Raw genomic sequence first — 13,833 nt, forward strand, 5'->3', positions numbered from 1 at the left:
CCATCGACAGGGGGCAACAGTCATGCCGGGCCCGGAGGCCAGCGGCCCCATTGCAGGACCGCGAAAAAGATAACGGGACCTGAGGGCACCGCGTCCGCACACGGTGCGGGGCCCGCCCCTGCCGCGCACCCGGACAGGGGGTGCGGTGCGGAAGGGTGCGGGCCCCGCGAGGTCCGACGTACGGGGGTGGGACGGGCGGCGCTCACGAGGAGCCCCGGCCCCGCCCCTCGGGGCGTCAGCTGTTGGCGGCGCCGTTGCCCGAGAGGATCGGGATGTTGTCGAGGATGTGCGACAGCGCCTCGTCGCCCTTGGCCTGGGTGGAGTTCTCGGTGCACTGCTGGGTCTGCGGCGACGACAGGACGTTGATGTCCTGGACCGAGATCGGCACGAGACCGAGCAGCGAGCCGACGTTGGCCTTGGCCGGCAGGGCGATGCAGGGCTTGTTCAGCGAACCCTGGATGAGGGCGAACTGCGGGCTCCAGTCGCCGTGCGTGGCGGAGTTGCCGTACGCCTGCGAGGCACCGTTGCCGTTGACCGTCGTGGTGCCGGCGTCGTCCCCGATCGCCATGGCGGCGGGGGCGGCAGCGGCGGAGACGCCGACGACGGACGCGGCCACCGCGGCCGACGCCATGAGCTTCTTGATCATTTGAATTACCCTTCGGTGCTTTCTGCGTACCCGCCTGCCCGGAGCGCCCTGAGCGTCTCGCGGTGGCGGGAATGGTGAGTTCCGTCCGACCGGACGGCAGCCCGCGCGGACGACCGGTCCCGCCCGGACTCCGTACGCCGCTGGGGCGACGGCATCGACGGGCGGGGTGTCGGAGCGCGACGGCCGGTGGGAAGAGGAGGGCAGCCGGATGAGGTCCGGCCGGCGTCAGCGGCCGAGCGGCAGGCCGCCGATGAGGGCGGGCGCGGCGTCCTCGACCGCTCCCGTGGCCTGGCCGGCCACCTTGTCCACGGTGCCGTCTTCCTGGAGACGCCCGGCGGCGCCTCCCACGACTTCGGTGGCCTGGCCCGCGGTCTCGACCAGCGGGTCCACCACCTGGGGGCCGCTCGCCATGACCTGGTTCAGCCCGGTGTCGAGGCTGAAGACCGGAGCCGTGGGGGTCTCCGTGACGGCGAAGGCGGGGGCCGCCGCTCCGAGAGCAGCCACGGAACCGGCGAGCAGTGCGGCGGTCTTCGCGTACTTCACTTTCAGGATCCCTTCTGCGGCGGCAGCTTTACGGCTCCCACTTTCCGGGCCGCGCACGGGCCTTCTTTACCCGTGCCCTCTGCCGCTTCCGAAAGGGACAACGATCGAGTCGCCGCCGGGAAACTGTGCGGCACAACATTTCTCCGGGACGCTCGGGAATTCGGTTCTCGGCACGCGGACAGGAGCGGGCCCCGGACCGCAGGAGCGGTCCGGGGCCCACCGGGGAAGAGCGTCAGCTCGACCGGTACGACGTCAGTCGTTGATGCAGGTGTTGCCGAAGGCCGGGTTCAGCAGGCCGATGACGTTGATGGTGTTGCCACAGACGTTGACCGGGATGTGGACCGGCACCTGGATGACGTTGCCGGAGATGACGCCCGGGGAACCGGCGGCGACGGCACCGGCGCCCGCGTCGGCCATGGCCGGCGCAGCGGCACCCAGCGCCATGAGGGTTCCGGCGGCGACAGCGGCAACCTTGGTGTACTTCACTTTTCGTCCCTTTCTGCGGGCGGAGTCCGGAGCGGTCACGTCTTTCGTGCCGCACGAGCGGTTGTTGACTGCTCGTAACTCCGCGCCTGACTTTCTTAACGACGGACGGGCGAATACGAAACTCCCCGACGGGGATTTCGCTGTGAATCGCCCGAATGACACAGTCCCGCCGGAGGCGCCGCGGAAGGCGGCCCGACGGACGCGTGCGTCGGCGCGCGGTACGCGAAAGGCGGCGGAGGGCCCGGCCCGGCGGGGAGGATGCCGTGGGGCAGGGCCGCTCCGCTACGGGATCAGCTGTTGCCGGCGCCGTTGCCCGAGAGGACCGGGATGCCCTCCAGGATGTGCGACAGCGGCTCGTCGCCCTTCGCCTGGGTGGAGTTCTCGGTGCACTGCTGGATCTGCGGGTTGGACAGGACGTTGACGTCCTGGATCGCGATCGGCACCAGGCCGATGAGCGACCCGACGTTGGCCTTGAGCGGCAGACCGATGCAGGGCTTGTTCAGCGAACCCTGGATCAGCTGGCTCTGCGGGCTCCAGTCACCTTCGGTCTCGGCGTTGCCGAAGGACTGCGACGCACCGTTGCCGTTGACGGTGGTGGTGCCGCCGTCGTTGCCGATCGCCATGGCCTGCGTGGCCCCGAGACCGAGGACGGAGGCGGCGACGGCGCCCGTAGCCAGAACCTTCTTGATCACGATTAACCCTTCTCGTACACATGGCCCCGAGTCGGAGCGCACTGATCAACTCTCGGCGGCTCGTTTGGTTCCGCCGCTTCACCCGAACGCGTGGCACTTTCCCGGACGGGACGCGAAATCTCTCTCTTCTCGAACGGGATTCGACCGGGACGTGCGTGCGAAAGCACCACGGGACAGGAACCGCGCCGCGCGGAGGACACACCCGAACCTCGCGGGGTGCTCACCGGAACAAGGCGGCCGAACCTGCGCACGATAGGCGTCCGGGGTTCCCGAAACGTGAAGAAGATGCGTTTCTGCCAACAGAAGCGCCCGCAACCGAACATCGGTGCGCAGCGCTTCCACCGGAATCCCACTGCTTTCGCACCCCCTGCGTGGAGCCCTCAACAAACCCTCCCGAAAACGTGGTTGAAAGAAGCGCTTCTCCATTTCCGTGCAGGCGCCATTCGTCAGTGGCGCCGACCATTTGACCCGTTCGGGTGGATACGGAATTTTCACCGACGGGAGAGTTCCCTTCGTCGCGCCCCGGTCGTTAAGGGAGACATCCAGCGCGCACGTGGGGCTCCTGCATACGCCGTGGGCCCTTGTCCCGGCGCAGGAACGACACCCACCCGATTCCGGGGCACATGTGCCCGCACGGAATTTTTCCGAGGAAGAGCAGGGAATGCGACAAGTCCTGAAGAGAAGCACGCTCGTCATGGCAGCGGCCTCCGGCCTGCTGACCGTCACCGGCGCGAACGCGATCGCTCACGCCGACTCGTCGGCAGAGGGCGCGGCCGTCGCGTCCCCCGGGGTCGCCTCGGGCAACGCCGTCCAGGTTCCGGTCGAGGTGCCGGTCAACCTCTGCGGCAACACCGTGAACATCATCGGGGCCCTCAACCCCGCCTTCGGCAACTCCTGCGCCAACGTGAGCGGTCCGCCGGTGGCGAAGCCGCCCACCGAGGAACCGCCCGGCTACGAGGAGCCGCCCGGCTACGAGGAGCCTCCGGGGTACGAGGAGCCGCCGACCGGCCAGCCGCCCACGGAGGAGCCGCCGTGCGAGGAGCCCCCGACGGAGGAGCCACCCACCGAGGAGCCCCCCACCGAAGAGCCCCCGACGGAGGAGCCGCCCACCGAGCAGCCCCCCACCGAAGAGCCGCCGACCGAGCAGCCCCCCACGGAGCAGCCGCCCACCGAGCAGCCCCCCACCGAGGAACCGCCCACGGAGCAGCCGCCGACCGGTGTCCCCGGGAAGCCGACCCCGCCGAGCATGGCTGAGACCGGCGCCGCCGGTCTCGGCGCAGCGGCCGGCGCGAGCGCCGCGCTGATGCTGGGCGGTCTGGTCCTGGTCCGCCGGACCCGCGGCAACCAGGGCTGATACGGCTCCGGACCCGGAAGTGTGCCGGGGCGTGGACGCAGCGGCCGACGAGGTGGCCGGCCGACGTCGGGCCGGCCGTGACGTCGTGCCCGCCCCGCCCTCGTACGAAGCAGGAGGCCCCTGCCGGACGTCGTCCGGCAGGGGCCTCCTGGCGCGACGGCCGTCAGCGACGGCCGGCACCCTGCTCGCAGCCGTACGCGCGCACCGGCTCGCAGCGCGTCTCCGGCGTCCGGTCGCCCTCACCGGAGCCGGCCGCGGCGACGCCCCGACCGCCGGTGCTCCTCCCCCGCAGAGGGTGTCCCGGGCCGCCGGGACGCGTGGGCCGGCGGCAGGGCCGTCAGGAGGGCGGAGATCCCGGCCTCCTGGCGTGGCGGCCGTGGGAGCGTTCGTGGGGCGCGGGGGGCCGCGGGCCGGCGGTGTTCCGGGGACCCTCCAGGTCTCCGGACTCCTGCGTTTCCTTGAGTTCCTTGGGCTCGCCGGGCGCCTTGGACCCCCGCTCGCGGGGGTCCTTGTGCTCCTTGTCCCAGGCCGCGTGCAGGCGGGCCCTGAGGTCGTCCGGCGGAAGGAAGCGGGACCAGCGCTCGGGGAACTCCGAGGGCATGAAACCGTCCCCCTCGTCGTCATCGTCGTCCTCGCCCGGTTCCCGGACGACGGAGCGGGTGCGGGCGACGAACTCGGCGGCCTGGACGGCGCGGGCCAGATCGGTGGCCTCACGGGCCTCCGCGGTCGCCAGGGACGGCCAGACCCGGTCGATGGCGGCGTTGACCGCCGCGCCCACGAGGACCGCGAAGGCGGAGACGCCTATCCACAGCAGTACGGCGATGGGCGCGGCCAGCGAGCCGTAGATGGTGGGGCCCTCGACGGTGCTGGTGAGGTAGATCCGCAGCAGCACGCTGCCGAGGACCCACATGGCGAGGGCGACCAGGGCGCCGGGGACGTCCTCGATCCAGGGCGATCTGACCGGCACGGACACGTGGTAGAGCGTGGTGAGGAAGGCGATGGTGAGCACCACGACCGCCGGCCAGTACAGGACGGCGATGACCTCGGTGCCCCAGGGGACGAGGTCGACGACCCGGTCGGGGCCGACCACCAGCAGCGGCAGCACCACGGCTCCGAGGAGCAGGGCGACGACGTACAGCAGGAAGGAGAGGAGCCGGGTCTTGACGATGCCGCGGTGGCCGTCCAGTCCGTACATCACGGTGATGGTGTCGATGAAGACGTTCACGGCGCGGGAGCCGGACCACAGGGCGATGGCGAAGCCGATCGAGATGACGTCGGGACGCGCGCCCTTGGTCACGTCGTGCAGCAGCGGTACGGCGAAGTCGCTGACCCCGCGTTCGGAGAGCACGGTCCGGGCGGCGTCGAGGATGTTCCGCTCGATGGAGGCGACGGTGGTGGTGGACGTCCACTCGTCGACGTAGCCCAGCAGGCCGATCAGGCCCAGGAGGAGCGGTGGCAGGGACAGCAGGGTGAAGAACGCCGCTTCGGCGGCGAGCCCGAGGATGCGGTACTCGACGCACGAGTTGACGGTGTCCTTGAGCAGGTGCCACGCCATCTGCCGCTTGGAGACGTTGCGGTAGAGGGCTCGGGCGCGGTGGAGCCGGCTCGTTTTCCGCTCGTTGGTTTCTTTTGCTGCCTGCACCTCCTTACCGTATCGGCATGGCAGCCACCACCCACACCGTGACCAATCAGGTACCACCGCTGGTGGGCCACGACGTCTTCGCGGCCGACCGCGCCCTGTCCGAGGCCGTGGAGCGGCATCTGCCGCCGGACGTGCTCGACGGGGCCCGCGGGGAGCTGGGCGAACTCGGCCGGGCCGCGGGCTCCGCGCAGGCGCAGGCCTGGGGGAGACAGGCGGACGAGCAGCCGCCGAAGCTGCGCACGCACGACCGGTACGGGCACCGCATCGACGAGGTCGAGTTCGCTCCGGCCTGGCACCGGCTGCTCGGGCACGCGGTGTCCGCCGGGCTCACCGACGCCTGGGGCAGACCGGGCGGGCACGTGCGCCGGGCGGCGGGCTTCCTGGTGTGGACGCAGGCGGAGGCGGGGCACGGCTGCCCGCTGTCGATGACGCACGCCGCGGTGCCGGCGCTGCGGGCGGACCCGGAGCTGGCGGCGCAGTGGGAGCCGCGGCTCACCTCGCACGTGTACGAGGAGGGGCTGCGGCCGGCCGCGGAGAAGGCCGGGGTCCTGTTCGGGATGGGCATGACGGAGAAGCAGGGTGGCAGCGACGTACGGTCCAACACCACCCGGGCCGAGCCGCTCGCCGAGGCGGGGACGTATGCGCTGACCGGCCACAAGTGGTTCTGTTCGGCGCCGATGTCGGACGGGTTCCTGGTGCTGGCGCAGGCGCCGGGCGGGCTGAGCTGCTTCCTGCTGCCCCGGGTGCTGGCGGACGGGGAGCGGAACGTGTTCGCGATCCAGCGGCTCAAGGACAAGCTGGGAAACCGGTCGAACGCGTCGGCCGAAGTCGAGTTCGACGGGACGTGGGCCCGGCTGGTCGGCGAGGAGGGGCGCGGGGTGCGGACCATCATCGAGATGGTCGCGGCGACCCGGCTGGACTGCGTGGTGGGGTCGGCGGCGCTGATGCGGCAGGCGGTGACGCAGGCGGTGCACCACGCCGCCCACCGGGAGGTGTCCGGCGGCCCGCTGATCGACAAGGTGCTGATGCGCAACGTGCTGGCCGATCTGGCGGTGGAGTCGGAGGCGGCGACGGCGCTGGCGATGCGGCTGGCGGCGGCCCAGGACGCCGGTACGGAAGCGGAACGGGCGTTCCTGCGGATCGTGCTGCCGGCCGCGAAGTACTGGGTGACCAAGCGGTGCACCCCGTTGGTGGCGGAGGCGCTGGAGTGCCTGGGCGGCAACGGTTACGTCGAGGAGTCGGGGATGCCCCGGCTGCTGCGGGAGGCGCCCCTCAACTCGCTCTGGGAGGGGTCGGGGAACGTGCAGGCGCTGGACGTGCTGCGGGCGCTGCGCCGCGAGCCGCAGGCGCTGGACGCGCTGCTGCGGGAGCTGGGCGCGGCCCGGGGCGCCGACCACCGGCTGGACGCGGCGGTGCGGGAGCTGCTGACGGAGCTTGCGGACCTGGGTGCGGCGGAGGGGCGGGCCCGGCGGATCGCCGAGCTGCTGGCGCTGGTGGTCCAGGGGTCCCTGCTGGTGCGGTGGGCTCCGCCGGAGGTGGCGGACGCGTTCTGCGGGTCGCGGCTCGGCGGGGACCGGGGGCACGCGTTCGGGACGCTGCCGCCCACGCTCGGCCTGGCCGCGGTGGTGGAGCGGGCGCGTCCGGTGGCGGGCTGACGGAGCCTCAGCGGCGGGGCCGGACGGGCGGCGCGACGGAGGGTGGTGCTGCGCCGACACGGCACCACCCTCACGCTCGTGCTGCACCGGCGGGGCGGACACGGGGGCCGCTCCGGACGGTGCGCTGCCCACTCTGCGACCGGGCGTGGCGTCTGGCCAGAGTTGCAAAGGGTTGCAAGCATGGTGCGGAGTGCGGTTCGGGGAGAGCCGCGCGACGGCAGGATGGGGATGCCGGGGTCGTCGGGGGAGGGCTCACCTTTTCTCTTGGGGGGAATCCGTGACCGAGACAGGCGGAGCAGAGGGGGCCGTGCCGCAGCGGCCGGTGCCGACGCGGGCCACCCTGCGGACCGGGAGGCCCGTGCGGGGCGCCGGGAAGCGGCCGCCGGTTCCGCGGGCGGAGATCGGGGCGTCCTGGCAGCGGGTCCGCAGCGCCGGGTTGGACCCCACGCGGGCGATGGGCGCGGGGCGTCTCGCGAGCGACGAGATCGAGCACCGGCGGCGGTCCACCGCGCTCGGTGAGGTGATGCCGCTGCTGCGCGGGAGGCTGGCGGGTCTGGCCGACACCTCGCGGCAGATCATGGTGGTCAGCGACGCCGAGGGGCGGGTGCTGTGGCGGCAGGGCGACCGTGCGGTGCTGCGGCGGGCCGACGGCATCCGGCTGCTGGAGGGGGCCGCCTGGACGGAGTCGGCGGCCGGAACCAACGGGATCGGCACGGCGCTGGCGGGCCGGGTGCCCATCCAGGTCCACTCCACCGAGCACTGGGCGCACGTCCTGCGGACCTGGACGTGCACGGCTGCTCCGGTGCGGGACCCGCGCGACGGCAGGCTGATGGGGATCGTCGACATCAGCGGTCCGGCCTCCACGTTCCACCCGGCGATGCTGGCGCTGGTGGACTCGGTGGCGCGGCTGGCGGCGAGCGAGATCCGCACCAGGCACCTGGCGACGCTGGAGCGGCTGCGCGCGGTGGCGGCGCCGATCCTGTGCCGGATCGGCGGCCGGGCGATGGCCGTGGACACGCACGGCTGGCTGGCCGCCGTGTCGGGGATGCCGCCGGTGGACCGGTTGCCGCTGCCGAAGACGCTGGAGCCGGGGCGGGTGTGGCTGCCGTCGCTCGGCATGTGCCGGCTCGAGCCGTTGCCGGGCGGCTGGCTGGTCCAGGTGACGGACGGGACGGCGGACGGTCCGCCGCGCCGGGTGGTCCTCGACCTCAGCCGGGCCGGTGCGCCCGAGGTGCACGTGACGGGCCGGCTGAGCGCGTGGACGCATCGGCTGTCCCCGCGCCACGCCGAGCTGCTGTACGCGCTGGCGCTGCGCCGCGAGGGGCGGACGGCCTCGGGGCTGGCGGAGGACGTCTTCGGTGACGCGACCCGCACGGTGACGGTGCGGGCCGAGGTGTCCCGGCTGCGCCGGCACCTCGCGGAGGTGCTGGCCCACCGCCCGTACCGGTTCGAGGAGGGGGTGGAGGTGGAGGTGGTGCATCCGGAGCACCCGGACGACCTGCTGCCGCACTCCACCGCGCCGGTGGTGCTCGCGGGGCGGGTGCGGGGCGCCTCGGTGGGGTCCGTGGCGGGGAGCGGTCCGGGGGCGGGCTGACCCGGGTCGAGGGGGCGGGAGCGCCCGCGCCGGAGCCCGGCGTGCGGCGGGTCGCGGGCACGTGGTTTTCTGGCCGCCATGAGCAACACCGCGCGCCCCGACGCCCCCGCCGCCCTCGAAGTCACCACCTGGTCCCTCGAACAGACCTCGCCCGACGACCTGGTGCCCGCCGCCGTGCCGGAGGGCGACCTGCGGATCGTCCGCGCGGAGGTGCCGCTGCCGGAGTTCAGCCGGTTCCTGTACGCGTCGGTCGGCGGCGACCTGCGGTGGTCGGACCGGCTCTCCCTGACGTACGCGCAGTGGCGGGAGATCCTGGAGCGCCCCGGTGTGGAGACGTGGGTGGCGTACGCGAACGGGACGCCGGCCGGGTACGTGGAGCTGGACCCGCAGCCCGACGGGGCCGTGGAGATCATGTACTTCGGGCTGGTCCCGGCGTTCCGGGGGCGGCGGATCGGCGGTCATCTGCTGTCGTACGGGGTGGCGCGGGCCTGGGACCTGGCGGAGCGCTGGCCGGGCCGGGAGGCGACGAAGCGGGTGTGGCTGCACACCTGCTCCAAGGACGGCGAGCACGCGATGGCCAATTACCTGCGCCGGGGGTTCCGGCTCTTCGACACCCGGGTCGAGACGGAGGAGGACGCGCCGACCCCCGGCCCGTGGCCGGGGGCGTACGGCGCCTGAAACCGGGGCCGGACGCGCCGGTCCGCCATCCGGACGGGCGGCGCGGGGGCGCAACCGTACCGCCGCTGAGCTGCGTGGTCGCTCCGCAGGTGGGCGAGCGGGGGGCCGTCGGGACAAATGCGGACCGAAGCGGAGCCTTGGGAGACGATCATGCGTGACCGACACCACGTCGTCCCACATTTCGAGACCAACTCGTCCAGATGATGGATAGGTGTGGACTGCTCCGAGACTCGCGTGACACGCTTCCGTCATGTCTGGATCTGGAATCGCCTTGGTGAGTCGACGTCACGTCGACCTCGGCCGCATGTCCAGCGCCATCTGTTCGGCGGGCTGAAAGTCCCAGCACCGCCGCATTCTTTCTCTGTTACCTCTGTTCGCACCCGCGCAGTGCCGCGCCCTCGCGCGCCTGCGCCGCTCAGAGCCGCCCTCCCGCAGTCCCGAAGGACGTACCCCATGGCCGCCACCCCTGATCAGCCTGCGACCACCACGCCCCGTCGCAAGGCCGGACGCCACCGCGGCGAAGGCCAGTGGGCCATGGGTCACTTCACCCCGCTCAACGGCAACGAGCAGTTCAAGAAGGACGACGACGCGCTCAACGTGCGCGCCCGCATCGAGAACATCTACTCCAAGCGCGGCTTCGACTCGATCGACCCGAACGACCTCCGGGGCCGGATGCGCTGGTGGGGCCTGTACACCCAGCGCAAGCCCGGCATCGACGGCGGCAAGACCGCGGTGCTGGAGCCGGAGGAGCTGGACGACCGCTTCTTCATGCTGCGCGTGCGCATCGACGGCGGGCGCCTGACCGTCGCCCAGCTCCGTGCCATCGGCGAGATCTCGCAGCAGTACGCCCGCGGCAGCGCCGACATCACCGACCGGCAGAACATCCAGCTGCACTGGATCGCCATCGAGGACGTTCCGGCGATCTGGGAGAAGCTGGAGTCCGTCGGTCTCTCCACCACCGAGGCCTGCGGCGACTGCCCGCGCGTGATCATCGGTTCGCCGGTGGCCGGCATCGCCGCCGACGAGATCATCGACGGCACGCCCGCCGTGGACGAGATCCACGAGCGCTACATCGGCAGCCCCGAATTCTCCAACCTGCCGCGCAAGTTCAAGACCGCCATCTCCGGCTCGCCGGTGCTCGACGTGGTGCACGAGATCAACGACATCGCGTTCGTCGGCGTCGAACACCCCGAGCACGGACCCGGGTTCGACGTCTGGGTCGGCGGCGGCCTGTCCACCAACCCCCGGTTCGCCGAACGCCTGGGCGCCTGGGTCCCGCTGGACGAGGTGCCGGACGTGTGGGCCGGCGTGGTGGGCATCTTCCGCGACTACGGCTACCGCCGGCTGCGCACCCGCGCCCGGCTGAAGTTCCTGATGGCCGACTGGGGGCCCGCGAAGTTCCGCCAGGTACTGGAGGACGAGTACCTGAAGCGTCCGCTGCTCGACGGCCCCGGCCCGGCGCAGCCCACCTCGCGCTGGCGCGACCACATCGGGGTGCACCCGCAGAACGACGGCAGGTTCTACGTCGGCTTCGCCCCCCGGGTGGGCCGGGTCGACGGCGCCACCCTCTCCAAGATCGCCGACCTCGCCGCCGCGCACGGCTCCGACCGGCTGCGCACCACCGTCGAGCAGAAGATGCTCGTCCTGGACGTCGAGGCGGACCAGGTCGACCCGCTGGTCGACGGCCTGGAGTCGCTCGGCTTCCAGGTCAGGCCGTCGCCGTTCCGGCGCGGCACGATGGCCTGCACCGGCATCGAGTTCTGCAAGCTCGCGATCGTCGAGACGAAGGCGCGCGGCGCGTCGCTCATCGAGGAACTGGAGCGCAGGCTCCCGGAGTTCGACGAGCCGCTCACCATCAACATCAACGGCTGCCCCAACGCCTGCGCCCGCATCCAGACCGCGGACATCGGTCTCAAGGGCCAGTTGATGCTGGACGCCGACGGCAACCAGGTCGAGGGGTTCCAGGTGCACCTCGGCGGTGCGCTCGGACTGGAAGCCGGGTTCGGCCGCAAGGTCCGCGGCCTGAAGGTGACCTCGGCCGAACTGCCCGACTACGTCGAGCGCGTCCTCGGCCGCTTCCAGGAGGAGCGCGAGCAGGACGAGCGCTTCGCCACCTGGGCCGCCCGCGCCACCCCGGAGTCGCTGTCATGAGCGAACGCGCCGCGCCGTTCTACTGCCCGTACTGCGGGGACGAGGACCTGCGGCCGCACGAGACCGGGCACGGCGCCTGGGAATGCGCCTCGTGCAACCGCGCGTTCCAGCTCAAGTTCCTCGGTCTGCTGACCCGGGGACTCACGCGCAACGACGGTGAAGGGGACGGGACATGACCGAGACTCTGCAGGCCGGCGAACGGAACGGGACCGGACTGCGGGAGCTGGCCGAGCGGGCGGGCCGGGAACTGGAGGACGCCGCGGCTCTCGACATCCTCGCCTGGGCGTCGGACACCTTCGGCGACCGGTTCTGCGTCACCTCCTCCATGGAGGACGCGGTCGTCGCCCACCTCGCCTCCCGGGTCCGCCCGGGGGTGGACGTGGTCTTCCTCGACACCGGCTACCACTTCCCCGAGACGATCGGGACGCGGGACGCGGTGGACGCCGTGATGGACGTGAACGTCATCACCCTGACGCCCCGTCAGAGCGTCGCGGAGCAGGACGCCGAGTACGGACCGCGGCTGCACGACCGGAACCCCGACCTGTGCTGCGCGCTGCGCAAGGTCAAGCCCCTGGAGGACGGGCTGACCCGCTACACCGCGTGGGCGACCGGGCTGCGCCGGGACGAGTCGCCGACCCGGGCCGGCACCCCGGTGGTCGGCTGGGACGAGAAGCGCCGCAAGGTGAAGGTCTCCCCCATCGCCCGCTGGACGCAGGACGACGTGGACGCCTACGTCGCCGAGCACGGGGTGCTCACCAACCCGCTGCTGATGGACGGTTACGCCTCCGTCGGCTGCGCGCCCTGCACCCGCCGGGTGCTGGAGGGCGAGGACGCACGGGCCGGCCGCTGGGCCGGACGCGGCAAGACCGAATGCGGGCTGCACGGCTGATGACGACTGATCAGGAGATATCGATGGGCGTGACGGAGACGGGAGCCACCGTCTGGCTCACCGGTCTGCCGAGCGCGGGCAAGACCACGATCGCGTACGAACTGGCCGACCGTCTGCGCGGCGAGGGCCATCGGGTGGAAGTGCTCGACGGCGACGAGATCCGCGAGTTCCTCTCCGCCGGTCTCGGCTTCTCGCGCGAGGACCGGCACACCAACGTCCAGCGGATCGGCTTCGTCGCCGAACTGCTCGCGGCCAACGGCGTGAAGGCGCTGGTGCCGGTGATCGCCCCCTACGCCGACAGCCGGGACGCCGTCCGGGGGCGTCACACGTCCGAGGGCACCCCGTACCTCGAAGTGCATGTGGCCACTCCGGTGGAGGTGTGCTCGGAGCGCGACGTGAAGGGCCTGTACGCCAAGCAGGCGGCGGGCGAGATCAGCGGCCTCACCGGGGTCGACGACCCGTACGAAGCACCCGGGGCGCCCGATCTGAGGATCGAGTCGCACCGGCAGACCGTGCAGGAGTCCGCGGCGGCGCTGCACGCGCTGCTCACCGAAAGGGGTCTGGCGTGACGACCGTCGCCACCGTGCCGGGAGGCACCGTCCACCCGTACGCGCTCAGCCACCTCGACTCGCTGGAGTCGGAGGCGGTGCACATCTTCCGCGAGGTGGCGGGGGAGTTCGAACGGCCGGTGATCCTCTTCTCCGGCGGCAAGGACTCCATCGTGATGCTGCACCTGGCGCTGAAGGCGTTCGCGCCGGCCCCGGTGCCCTTCACCCTGCTGCACGTCGACACCGGCCACAACTTCCCCGAGGTCCTCGACTACCGCGACCGCACCGTCGAGAAGCACGGGCTGCGTCTGCACGTCGCCTCCGTCCAGGAGTACATCGACAACGGCACCCTGCGCGAGCGCCCCGACGGTACGCGCAACCCCCTCCAGACGGTCCCGCTCACCGAGGCGATCCAGCAGCACCGCTTCGACGCCGTCTTCGGCGGCGGACGCCGCGACGAGGAGAAGGCCCGCGCCAAGGAACGCGTCTTCTCCCTGCGCGACGAGTTCTCCCAGTGGGACCCCCGCCGCCAGCGCCCCGAACTCTGGCAGCTCTACAACGGACGCCACGCCCCCGGCGAGCACGTCCGCGTCTTCCCCCTCTCCAACTGGACCGAACTCGACGTCTGGCAGTACATCGCCCGCGAGGACATCGAACTCCCCGGCATCTACTTCGCCCACCACCGCGAGGTCTTCAACCGCCACGGCATGTGGCTCACCGCCGGCGACTGGGGCGGCCCCAAGGACACCGAGACCGTCGAGACCCGCCTCGTGCGCTACCGCACCGTCGGCGACATGTCCTGCACCGGCGCCGTCGACTCCGACGCCATCACCCTCGACGACGTCATCACCGAGATCGCCGCCTCCCGCCTCACCGAACGGGGCGCCACCCGCGCCGACGACAAGATGTCCGAGGCCGCGATGGAAGACCGCAAGCGCGAGGGGTACTTCTAACC

General features: G+C 72.0%; 15 protein-coding genes. 10 read left to right on the plus strand and 5 right to left on the minus strand.

Annotated features, from left to right (window positions below; translation table 11 throughout):
• Nucleotides 1-235 precede the first annotated feature (235 nt).
• From Q0994_RS28225 to Q0994_RS28240, 4 genes are all read right to left on the minus strand, one after another.
• Nucleotides 236-646: a rodlin gene (locus tag Q0994_RS28225; protein WP_299540030.1), complete on the minus strand. Its 411-nt coding sequence runs from the start codon at nt 644-646 to the stop codon at nt 236-238.
• Nucleotides 647-871: 225 nt separating this feature from the next.
• Nucleotides 872-1,189 carry a hypothetical protein gene (locus tag Q0994_RS28230; RefSeq protein WP_299540032.1) on the minus strand — a complete coding sequence of 106 codons (318 nt, stop codon included), beginning with the start codon at nt 1,187-1,189 and terminating at the stop codon, nt 872-874.
• 252 nt (nt 1,190-1,441) lie between these two features.
• Nucleotides 1,442-1,675, minus strand: a complete 234-nt coding sequence (locus Q0994_RS28235) for a chaplin (protein WP_299540034.1) — start codon at nt 1,673-1,675, stop codon at nt 1,442-1,444.
• Nucleotides 1,676-1,965: 290 nt separating this feature from the next.
• On the minus strand, nt 1,966-2,367 hold the full coding sequence (locus Q0994_RS28240; RefSeq protein ID WP_299540036.1) for a rodlin: 402 nt from the start codon (nt 2,365-2,367) through the stop codon (nt 1,966-1,968).
• A 661-nt stretch (nt 2,368-3,028) separates the two neighbouring features.
• Here Q0994_RS28240 and Q0994_RS28245 point away from each other — a divergent pair.
• Nucleotides 3,029-3,721, plus strand: coding sequence for a chaplin (locus tag Q0994_RS28245; RefSeq protein WP_299540039.1), 693 nt, complete (start codon nt 3,029-3,031; stop codon nt 3,719-3,721).
• Between the two features lie 337 nt (nt 3,722-4,058).
• Here the strand turns inward: Q0994_RS28245 and Q0994_RS28250 are convergent, their stop codons facing one another.
• Nucleotides 4,059-5,363 carry a YihY/virulence factor BrkB family protein gene (locus tag Q0994_RS28250; protein ID WP_299540042.1) on the minus strand — a complete coding sequence of 435 codons (1,305 nt, stop codon included), beginning with the start codon at nt 5,361-5,363 and terminating at the stop codon, nt 4,059-4,061.
• Nucleotides 5,364-5,380: 17 nt separating this feature from the next.
• Here Q0994_RS28250 and Q0994_RS28255 point away from each other — a divergent pair, with 17 nt between their 5' ends.
• The 9 genes from Q0994_RS28255 to cysD all read left to right on the plus strand — a co-directional run bounded on the left by Q0994_RS28255 (nt 5,381) and on the right by cysD (nt 13,831).
• On the plus strand, nt 5,381-7,018 hold the full coding sequence (locus Q0994_RS28255) for an acyl-CoA dehydrogenase family protein (RefSeq protein WP_299540045.1): 1,638 nt from the start codon (nt 5,381-5,383) through the stop codon (nt 7,016-7,018).
• Nucleotides 7,019-7,358: 340 nt separating this feature from the next.
• A complete protein-coding gene (locus Q0994_RS28260; protein ID WP_299540250.1) occupies nt 7,359-8,612 on the plus strand; it encodes a helix-turn-helix domain-containing protein in 1,254 nt (417 codons plus the stop codon).
• 78 nt (nt 8,613-8,690) lie between these two features.
• Nucleotides 8,691-9,290 carry a GNAT family N-acetyltransferase gene (locus tag Q0994_RS28265; protein WP_299540047.1) on the plus strand — a complete coding sequence of 200 codons (600 nt, stop codon included), beginning with the start codon at nt 8,691-8,693 and terminating at the stop codon, nt 9,288-9,290.
• Nucleotides 9,291-9,540: 250 nt separating this feature from the next.
• Complete coding sequence (locus Q0994_RS34205) at nt 9,541-9,624, plus strand: putative leader peptide (protein WP_363325583.1); 84 nt, start codon at nt 9,541-9,543, stop codon at nt 9,622-9,624.
• A 119-nt stretch (nt 9,625-9,743) separates the two neighbouring features.
• Complete coding sequence (locus tag Q0994_RS28270; RefSeq protein ID WP_299540051.1) at nt 9,744-11,441, plus strand: nitrite/sulfite reductase; 1,698 nt, start codon at nt 9,744-9,746, stop codon at nt 11,439-11,441.
• Nucleotides 11,438-11,617, plus strand: a complete 180-nt coding sequence (locus Q0994_RS28275; RefSeq protein WP_299540054.1) for a hypothetical protein — start codon at nt 11,438-11,440, stop codon at nt 11,615-11,617. The genes Q0994_RS28270 and Q0994_RS28275 overlap by 4 nt, the downstream gene beginning before the upstream one ends.
• On the plus strand, nt 11,614-12,330 hold the full coding sequence (locus Q0994_RS28280) for a phosphoadenylyl-sulfate reductase (protein WP_299540056.1): 717 nt from the start codon (nt 11,614-11,616) through the stop codon (nt 12,328-12,330). Before Q0994_RS28275 ends, Q0994_RS28280 begins: the two co-directional genes overlap by 4 nt.
• A gap of 23 nt (nt 12,331-12,353) precedes the next feature.
• Nucleotides 12,354-12,899, plus strand: coding sequence for an adenylyl-sulfate kinase (cysC, locus tag Q0994_RS28285; RefSeq protein WP_299540252.1), 546 nt, complete (start codon nt 12,354-12,356; stop codon nt 12,897-12,899).
• Complete coding sequence (gene cysD / locus Q0994_RS28290; protein WP_299540058.1) at nt 12,896-13,831, plus strand: sulfate adenylyltransferase subunit CysD; 936 nt, start codon at nt 12,896-12,898, stop codon at nt 13,829-13,831. Before cysC ends, cysD begins: the two co-directional genes overlap by 4 nt.
• The last annotated feature ends 2 nt before the right edge of the window (nt 13,832-13,833 follow it).

This window comes from uncultured Streptomyces sp. (assembly GCF_947488945.1).
Classification (GTDB): Bacteria; Actinomycetota; Actinomycetes; order Streptomycetales; family Streptomycetaceae; genus Streptomyces.

What these genes read in the sequence shown, in the direction of transcription:
- Q0994_RS28225 (WP_299540030.1), bottom strand. Translation starts at nt 646, where the DNA reads ATGATCAAGAAGCTCATGGCGTCGGCCGCGGTGGCCGCGTCCGTCGTC.
- Q0994_RS28245 (WP_299540039.1), top strand. Translation starts at nt 3,029, where the DNA reads ATGCGACAAGTCCTGAAGAGAAGCACGCTCGTCATGGCAGCGGCCTCC.
- Q0994_RS28255 (WP_299540045.1), top strand. Translation starts at nt 5,381, where the DNA reads ATGGCAGCCACCACCCACACCGTGACCAATCAGGTACCACCGCTGGTG.
- Q0994_RS28265 (WP_299540047.1), top strand. Translation starts at nt 8,691, where the DNA reads ATGAGCAACACCGCGCGCCCCGACGCCCCCGCCGCCCTCGAAGTCACC.
- Q0994_RS34205 (WP_363325583.1), top strand. Translation starts at nt 9,541, where the DNA reads ATGTCTGGATCTGGAATCGCCTTGGTGAGTCGACGTCACGTCGACCTC.
- Q0994_RS28270 (WP_299540051.1), top strand. Translation starts at nt 9,744, where the DNA reads ATGGCCGCCACCCCTGATCAGCCTGCGACCACCACGCCCCGTCGCAAG.
- Q0994_RS28275 (WP_299540054.1), top strand. Translation starts at nt 11,438, where the DNA reads ATGAGCGAACGCGCCGCGCCGTTCTACTGCCCGTACTGCGGGGACGAG.
- Q0994_RS28280 (WP_299540056.1), top strand. Translation starts at nt 11,614, where the DNA reads ATGACCGAGACTCTGCAGGCCGGCGAACGGAACGGGACCGGACTGCGG.
- cysC (WP_299540252.1), top strand. Translation starts at nt 12,354, where the DNA reads ATGGGCGTGACGGAGACGGGAGCCACCGTCTGGCTCACCGGTCTGCCG.